Annotated in this window: 7 protein-coding genes; 2 read left to right on the top strand and 5 right to left on the bottom strand. The window is 38.2% G+C overall.

Translation table 11 applies throughout. The features are described 5' to 3' along the window. The 4 genes from R3333_RS09760 to R3333_RS09745 all read right to left on the bottom strand — a co-directional run. The coding region (locus R3333_RS09760; RefSeq protein WP_318958606.1) for an NAD(P)-binding domain-containing protein at positions 1-537 on the bottom strand (537 nt) is incomplete at its 3' end. A gap of 475 nt (positions 538-1,012) precedes the next feature. Next, on the bottom strand, positions 1,013-2,554 hold the full coding sequence (locus tag R3333_RS09755; RefSeq protein ID WP_318958605.1) for a VWA domain-containing protein: 1,542 nt from the start codon (positions 2,552-2,554) through the stop codon (positions 1,013-1,015). 104 nt (positions 2,555-2,658) lie between these two features. After that, on the bottom strand, positions 2,659-3,321 hold the full coding sequence (locus R3333_RS09750; RefSeq protein ID WP_318958607.1) for an inorganic pyrophosphatase: 663 nt from the start codon (positions 3,319-3,321) through the stop codon (positions 2,659-2,661). 95 nt (positions 3,322-3,416) lie between these two features. Then, complete coding sequence (locus tag R3333_RS09745; protein WP_318958604.1) at positions 3,417-4,274, bottom strand: M23 family metallopeptidase; 858 nt, start codon at positions 4,272-4,274, stop codon at positions 3,417-3,419. Between the two features lie 149 nt (positions 4,275-4,423). Between R3333_RS09745 and R3333_RS09740 the strand changes: the two genes are divergently transcribed. After that, complete coding sequence (locus tag R3333_RS09740) at positions 4,424-6,814, top strand: choice-of-anchor L domain-containing protein (protein ID WP_318958603.1); 2,391 nt, start codon at positions 4,424-4,426, stop codon at positions 6,812-6,814. A gap of 44 nt (positions 6,815-6,858) precedes the next feature. Here the strand turns inward: R3333_RS09740 and R3333_RS09735 are convergent, their stop codons facing one another. Then, complete coding sequence (locus R3333_RS09735; RefSeq protein ID WP_318958602.1) at positions 6,859-7,644, bottom strand: SDR family oxidoreductase; 786 nt, start codon at positions 7,642-7,644, stop codon at positions 6,859-6,861. Between the two features lie 160 nt (positions 7,645-7,804). Here R3333_RS09735 and R3333_RS09730 point away from each other — a divergent pair. After that, the coding region (locus tag R3333_RS09730) for a fibronectin type III domain-containing protein (protein WP_318958601.1) at positions 7,805-8,759 on the top strand (955 nt) is incomplete at its 3' end.

Genomic DNA, 8,759 nt, shown 5'->3' with positions numbered 1-8,759 from the left:
TGTTTTGATAAAACGCGAAGCCATGATTTCGGCCATTTCTTCGGCCAATTCTTCGTTAGAACAAGCTAAAGTAAGGTAAGATAAACGCTCTAGGGCTACTTCTTCGGCGTGACAAGGTCCACAAATAATACCGATATCATCGTAAGGAATATCAAAAGTTTTGTGGATGAAGCGCGCAGGAATAGCATTGTATTCTGGAACGATACCTTTCACGGCAGAAAAAACATACTTTCCTTTAAAAATTGACTTATCGATAGGTTCGAACAAATCATTTAAAAAGGCAGAAGGTGTAGCAATGATTAATATCTCCGCTTCTTCAATAACACGTACAATATCTGTGGTAACATCTATCTTATCTGTGTCAAATTCTACAGACTGTAAATAGCGTGGGTTTTTCTTGTATTTCTTGATGTGTTCTACAGCATCTTCGTTACGCATCCACCAACCTACTTTAGGTAAGTTAGTTACCAATATTTTAACCAATGCAGTAGCCCAACTACCACCTCCAATAACCGCTATTTTACGTGTTGTTTCCATGTTTCTTCACCAACAAAAATAAACATTAAAAAATACTGAGTATGCATGTTGTAAAATCTTTAACGAATTTGGAGAGTTTCTAAAGTGGAACGGAGCCTTTGAGACCGTTAGACTTTTAGATTTTAGAAAGGAAGTGTTGAGTTTGAGAATTTAGTTGAGGTGGAGTTTAAAGAATCAATAATTCAAAGAATTAAGGATTCAACAATTCATCTCTCGACTCCGCTCGAGAACCTTTCGTTCAAGCAAGTATAGGGGATTGAAGTTTGTCGAAGATTCTAACAAATTGTGATTGATGTGGTTTAAACCACGGAGCGCACAAAGCTTTTCACAGAGAGTGCTAAGAGTTTATGTCTTTATATATTTAAATAATCAATCGCAGGTTGATGCTTAAATTTTTAAATCCCACAAATCAAGGAGAACCTACGATAACAGGTTCTCGAGTAGAACCGAGAGACAAATTCCTCAAACCATCAAACTAATATCTATAACTCAACCTTCGTATAGCCTGCACCAAATTGTGACGGGCATCACTCAAATTGTTGATTGGGATAAAGGTACCTTGACCAATCGTACTTGCCTTTTCCATTTCGGCTTTTGCTCTCGGAGAATTCTTAATACCTACCACGCTTAAGTGAATATTTTTGCGCTTATATCTTCTAATCGTACGCTTGTAATCGTTAGAATTTCTGTTGAATGCACCATCTGTAATTATAATCACTTGGTTGTTTCCATCCGGTATATAGCTTTTTAAGGCTTCTTTGTACCCAATTTTAATGGCTTCACCACCGGAAGTATATCCAGAGGCTTCCATGCTTTCTACCATGGCTTTAATAGAGTCCTTGTACATACCCGAGGTAGCACTCATCAATACTTCCACATCAGAGGAGTAACTAACCAAGGCAATTTTATCGGTTGGACGCAACATGTCTGTAAGTTGATAAAGGGAATACTTCATCAATTCCAGTTTTTCGTGCGAGCGCATCGAAGAACTCACATCAATTACAAAAACGACATTGGTCGGCAAGAAATATTCTTCAGAGAAGTTGTTCGAATCCAAATCTTTTAACTCAACAATTTGTGGAGTTTCTTCGGTTGGGATAGGAGTTACTTCTTCTTCCACAACCTCAGGTTCGGCAGGGCTTTCTACTAACTCTTCTTCTGTCGGTTTAGGCTCTTCTTCAATAACGATTACTACCGTTTCTTCTTGAGGCTCTTCTTCGAGAACGATTTCAATTTCCTCTTCTTCCGTTTCTAGTGGGGCCTCTACTTCTTCGATTTCTTCCTCAACTACTACAGTTTCTTCAGCTATTTCTTCTGGAAGAGGCTCGGGGATTGACGTTGGTGCTTTTACTAAATCTATAATTATATAATTGCGCTGGAAGTTGATGTAAGCACCCTTCTCTTTGGTGTAATAACCAGGATGAGCAGCGTAAAAATAGGTGTAACCTAAGGGTACTTTACTTGTATGTTCTCCATTTTTGTCCGTTCTATCCTCCACTACGGGTTTTCCGCGTTGCAACAATACCAACTCACTCTTAGCAAGAGGTTCTTGTGTGATGGAGTCTCTTACCAAAACGGTAAGTTGAAAACTCGTTTCTTCTGCTATCGTTTGGGGTGTTTTTACGCCAAAAGCCGGACAGCGCGTAAAGTTGTTATCTAATTTTCTAGGCAAGGATTTCACATTCCCCTTAATAACGATTTCCGTAGGGGTTTGCTTATCGCTGGTATATACTAAAATGGTGTAAGCGAACCTACCTTTTGTTTTCGGATTTGCTTGTATGCGCAAAGTGATACCGTCGGCGGGTTGTAGTAATGACCCTTGGTGTATGTAGGTTACTTCTGGAGGTGTTTTAACGGATAAAATATAGTGGGCTGATTTTCCTTTATTCTCCACCCTGCAGTCTATATATCGCGGTGTGTTTACATTAATTTCGCCCAAGTCAAATTTTGTTTGACTGAACTTAATTTGTCCAAATCCAAAGAGAGGAAGAAGTAATAAGAGAAGTAAACTGCGCATAGTTATAAACTGAGTTGAGTTGCCAAAGTAAGGAAGTTCTGAAAAAGAAAAAACCTCGCTCTAAAATTAGAACGAGGTTTTTATTATAATGTTGTAATCTGTAATTAAGCGTTAACCTTCATTGCTTCTAACAAAGCATTTACTAAGTTTTCGTCTGCATTACCGAATTTGTTGATGTAATCTTCGTTACTTCTCTTGATTACTTCGTATGCTTCTTCTTTACCGTAAACATGCGTAATTTCAACTTCTTTAGCAGTACCTTCTAAATCTTTGTACGTTAAGAAGAAGTGTTTTACTCTGTTTAAAACCATTTCTGGAATCTCAGTGATGTCTTGAATGTTTCCGTAAGCTTGGTCACCTTTCAATACAGCGATAATTTTATCATCTGCCTCACCACCATCTATCATTCTAAATCCTCCAACAGGAATAGCTTCTGCCAAGATGTTTCCACGGTTAACTTCTCTTTCAGAAAGCACACAGATATCTAATGGATCCTCATCACCTACGATGTTCGTTCTTCCTGTTTTTTCGTTTGCGTATTCAGCAACTTTAGTATCACAGTAAGTTTGTGGAACAAATCCGTACATGCATGGCATGTGGTTAGAAAACTTCTGTGGTCTGTCAACCATAATGTACCCAGAATCTTTGTCTACTTCGTACTTGATAGCATCAGAAGGAATGATTTCGATAAATGCATTGATCTTCTTTGGCGTATCTTCTCCGATAGTAATTCCGTGCCATGGGTGTGCTACAAATCTCTGGTTCATAGCTTTTACAATATTTTGAACGTCTTTTTTCATAACTGGATTTTAACGCCGCAAAAATAATTGATTTTATTGAAAAGCCTACTGCCTTAAGCTATTTACTTGAAGGACATGAGTCCTAAAGGATTGATTGGTTCAGAATTTTGCCAAATTTCGAAGTGAAGATGAGGTCCTGTAGTATGTTCTCCTGTATTTCCAGACAAAGCAATTATATCTCCCTTTTTGATTTTATCTCCAGCGTGTTTTAAATTTTCTTGATTGTGTTTGTAAATCGTTGTGTATCCATTTTCATGAGCAATAATGATGGAATACCCGTCTTCTTCTGAGTATAAACTTGAAATGACAATTCCATCTAAACAAGCTTTAACATTACTACCCTCCGAAACACTAATGTCAACACCTGGATGATTTCCGTTATTGAATCCTTGACTAATCACTCCCTTTACAGGATCCATGAAAAGTAAGTCGCCCACATCAATGGTTGTCGTTTGATTTACATTTCCTTCTTCGATAGACTTGTTAATTTCTGCGGCTAATTTTAACTCATTTTGAGAGCGCGCTGTATCTAATTCTATGTTTTCTAGATTGATTTCTTCGGGTTTACTGTAGTACACAGAGTCTACTGATATATCACCTAAAATCACTTTTTTAAGGTTTTCCAAGTATAGATCTCGCGTTTCAATTTCGTGTTCTAAGCGCTTGGTTTCTTCCAAGGCTTTTTCATATTTCTCCTTGTTTGGATTCGAATATCCTTCTGGCATGAGGTAGCCAAGAGGAGTGAAGATGAGTAGAGAGAGAACGATTCCTGCAATGATGAGTGTAAGTAAAATCATCAAACTCAACATCTGTATGCGGTTCAATTTGAAGCCCCATTTTTCCTGAAAGGTTTCTGTATTGTACCCAGCGATTTTAGTCGTGCGTGTTAACTTTTTCCAAAAACTCGTTTTCTCTTTCATTTTAACAAAAATAGAAGGCTTTCGGTGAATATAACATCCTTAGTTGTCAAATTAAAATTGGAGAGGTAGATTTTATAAAATTTTGGCTTACTTATTGTTTAGTTTAAAACAACTTTATTGTCTTTTTTTCGTTATTTTTATAAGAACTAGTGAGAAGTCTAATCTTAATATTATTAATCCTTAGTCAAACGGCCTTCGGTCAGTTGGTTACCAGCAATAACACGCCGAATAATTTGGTGCAAAATGTGTTGCTCGGAACAGGGGTTCAAATCTCCAACGTAAACTACGTTGGGTCTCCTGGTTCTATAGGTTATTTCAACGGGGCAAACACCAATATTGGTTTGGATGAAGGGGTAATTCTTACCACAGGTACTATAGCCAATAATCCTGCCGGACCACACGGGCCAAATAATCAAGCAAGTGCTGGGGTAAGTTTGAACGGTGGAGGTTTTACAAAATTAGATGCACTCGTTAACGGAAGTTCAACTTTTGATGCCACGATTCTAGAATTTGATTTCATCCCTTTTAGTGATACCGTAAAGTTTAATTATGTTTTCGCCTCTGAGGAGTATCCTGAATTCGTAAATTCTGAATTCAATGATGTCTTTGCCTTCTTCATCTCTGGTCCGGGTATCCCTGGGGGAGAAAAAAATATGGCACTTATACCAGGGACCAATGATCCTGTAGCGATCAACAATGTAAATAACGGTTTCAATAATAATGGGAACTGTATGAACTGTGCTTATTATGTAAATAATGGTAACGGAAGTACCTTTCCTGAAAATTCAAATAATTACTACGTTCAATACGATGGTTTTACAACGCCTTTACAAGCAATTAGTGCGGTAGAATGTGGAGAAACCTATCACCTAATTATAGCCATTGCCGATGTCGGTGATGGGTTGTATGACTCCGGTATTTTCTTGGAAGCGAACTCATTGAGTTCTGAATCACCTGTAACGATTGATTATAGTTTGTCTAGTTTAGCATTTGGGGCATCGAACATCATGGCAGAAGGTTGTGTGGATGCAACTTTTGAAATTACAAGACATGGTTACCGTGTAGACCAAGCAGAAACGATTACTATAGTTCCTTCGGGTACAGCTACAGAAGGTGTAGACTACACGAATATTCCGAATGCAATTAATTTTACACCGGGCCAGGTCACGCAAACATTTACTTTTACAGCCTTAGCGGATGGTATTGCTGAAGGCCAAGAAAATATTATTCTAGACTTTTTTATATCCGACGCTTGTGGGAATAATAATGCCCAAACTTTTGAGATATTTATCAATGATTTGGAGAATGTTGAAGTGGAAGTGGCAGATCAAACCGTCATTTGTCCAGGAGAACTGGTTCAATTAACGGCAACAGCTTCAGGCGGAGGAGGGAGTTATACCTACCTCTGGAATACAGGAGACACTACCCAGTCCATCGTTGTGAGTCCAACATCTACCACAACCTATTCAGTGGCAGTAACAGATGATTGTTTAGATCAAACAGCGCAAACAACCGTTGAGGTTACCGTACCCTTATATCCGCCATTGGAGCTGAATGCGACAGGGGATATTATTGAACAATGTCCTTACGTACCTTATACACTCTATAGTAATGCCTCAGGAGGAGCTGGTTTTTATCAATATTCATGGTGGAGTAGTGAGGATGGATATGTGAGTACAGCAGATTCGTTAAATATCGCTCCAGATACCAGCACAGTATATGCGATTGTTGTAACAGATCAATGTGGGAACGTAATTAGTGATACCATTGACTTTACCGTTTTAAGTCCCCCGTTAGAAGTTTCAATTACAGATCCACCGCAAATATGTCCGGGAGAATCTGTTACACTTACGGCCTCTGCAACGGGTGGTTTTGGAAATTACTATTTCTATTGGCCAGATTTGAATGATAGTTCAACAACGGTTACGGTAAATCCATTGAGTACGACGACCTATGAGGTTCAGGTTTACGATGATTGTGGAACCTTCACGGTTTCAGAGTATGTACAAGTCGTTGTTGTTAAACCAACAGTTGATTTTACCATTAGCTCAGGAACAGTATATCAAGATTTACCGATTACTTTCCAAAACCTTTCCCTGAATTCGGTTTATTATTCTTGGGACTTTGGTGATGGCAATACTTCTAATATGGTCCATCCGAACAATACTTATGATGAACCAGGTACATACATTGTGCAACTGATTGGAGAGGATGATAAGGGGTGTATAGATTCAATTTCTAAACCGATTGTAATTCTACCAGAGTTTTATTTATACATACCCAATACCTTTACCCCAGATAATGATAGGCATAACAATGTCTTCGAAGTGAGTGCGGTGAATGTGGTGGAGTTTGAAATAGGAATCTTTAATAGATGGGGTGAATTAATTTTTAGTTCTCAAGATGTGAATTTCCAATGGGATGGAACAAACCCGCAAGGTAGAATTGTGAAGGATGGTACGTACATTTATAAAGTGAAATATAAATCCATCAATAATGATGAAGATATTATCGTTGGCCATGTCAACGTATTGAAATAAAAAAAGGAGACGATTTCGTCTCCTTTTTTGTTTTTGGTGTTAACCTATAATGATTTAGTTCTTCCTCCGTCTACTGGAACGTTAATTCCATTGATGTAACTCGCGGCAGGTGAACATAAGAAGGCAACTGCATTGGCAACTTCTTCTGGTTCAGCAATTCTTTTCATTGGACTTTGATTCGCCATCCCTTGCTTAATGTCCTCAACATTTCCACCAGTTTTATCAGCTTTGTTCTCAATGATTGAACTTAAACGAACTGTATTCGTTGCTCCGGGTAATACATTGTTAACAGTGATGTTAAATTGACCCAATTCATTGGCCAATGTTTTACTCCAGTTGGCAACCGCTCCACGAATAGTGTTACTAACTCCTAAACCATCTAATGGTTGTTTAACACTTGTACTAATAATGTTTACAATTCTACCGTATCCAGCAGCTTTCATACCATCCATTAGGGCTTGAACCATGATATGGTTACAAACTAAATGTTGTTGGAAGGTATTGGTGAATTCAGAGATTTCTGCTGCATGGATTGGTCCTCCTTTTGGTCCTCCAGTATTGTTAATTAATATATGGGCTTGGTTGTCTTTTGCCCATCCACCAATAATTGATTTTAATTGTTCGGGTTGAGAAAAATCAGCTACTAGGTAACTGTGATTTTGTTTTCCGTTGTTGCTTAACTCTGCAACGGCAGCTTGTAACTTGTCTTCGTTTCTCGCTACTAAAACACAATTAGCACCTAATAGAGCTAATTCTTTTGCACTTGCTAATCCAATTCCTTGAGTACTACCACAAACTACGGCAGTTTTATTTTCTAATGATAAATTCATCGTTGTTTTTTTTCAGATTTTCAAAGATAGGAATATTGAAGAAACGAACTAGAATTTGAAGCGCGGGTCATGCATTAACAAATATTTGAAAATGTGTGAAATATTTCCAACCCAATTATACTGTATATCGTTTATAGAGCGAATGAATAAACTTTTAAAAATGAAAAAGAAATTACTAATGGTCTCCGCAATGCTCCTCGCAGCTTTCGGGGTGAGTGCGCAGTGTACACCACTTGCTGCACCATTTATTGAAAACTTTACGTCAAATTCCGCACCTACATGTTGGTCAACATACCAAACAACGGGAAGTGGTTGGGTATTTAACGGTAATCCTGGATACGATGTTTCAGGAACACAAGATCACACTGGAGGTATATCAAGTTCAGATTTTGCATGGATAGATTTTTCTGTTCCAGATGCAGGAACTTGTTTAGAATCTCCAGAAATTGATGTTACGGGTATGGGTGCACCAGCACTAAGATTTTGGCACATCAGTCACGTATCTAATACTTCGTATTTAAATTTAATGGGAACGTACAATGAGCTTTTTGTAGAGGCTTGGAATGGTAGTTCTTGGGTAACGGTTGCTTTAGAGCAAGGAGAAAATGGTGGTGCTTGGACAGAGTATTACTATGATTTTACTCCATATATCTACAACACAAGCCTTATTAAATTTAGATTTAGAGGTGAACCAACCAATACAACGTATGCGTATTACAATGACTTCTTGTTAGATGATGTAGAGGTTTTTGATGGGTCAACGTTTTGTTTTGCACCTTCTAACGGATCTGTATTAGGAGCAACGGCTTCTTCTGTTACCTTAGATTGGGCAGGGTCAGGATCAAACTACATTGTAGAATATGGTCCATCTGGATTTACACCAGGAACAGGTACTTACGTGAATAATACAGGTGCGCCATCTACTGTTACAGGATTAACAGCAGGTAACACGTACGATTTTTACGTATATCAAAACTGTGTATCTTTAAGTGATACATCAACAGCGATTGGTCCACTTACTGCTACAGCACAGTGTTCTCCAGTAACAGACTTTTTTGTGAATTCTGCATCAACCTCAGACGCAAGTCTTGAGTGGATTTCTTCAGGAGCTAACT

Origin of the sequence: Lishizhenia sp. (assembly GCF_033720595.1) — a bacterium.
GTDB lineage: Bacteria > Bacteroidota > Bacteroidia > Flavobacteriales_D > Crocinitomicaceae > Lishizhenia.
This window is presented reverse-complemented; position numbering and strand designations above follow the sequence as displayed.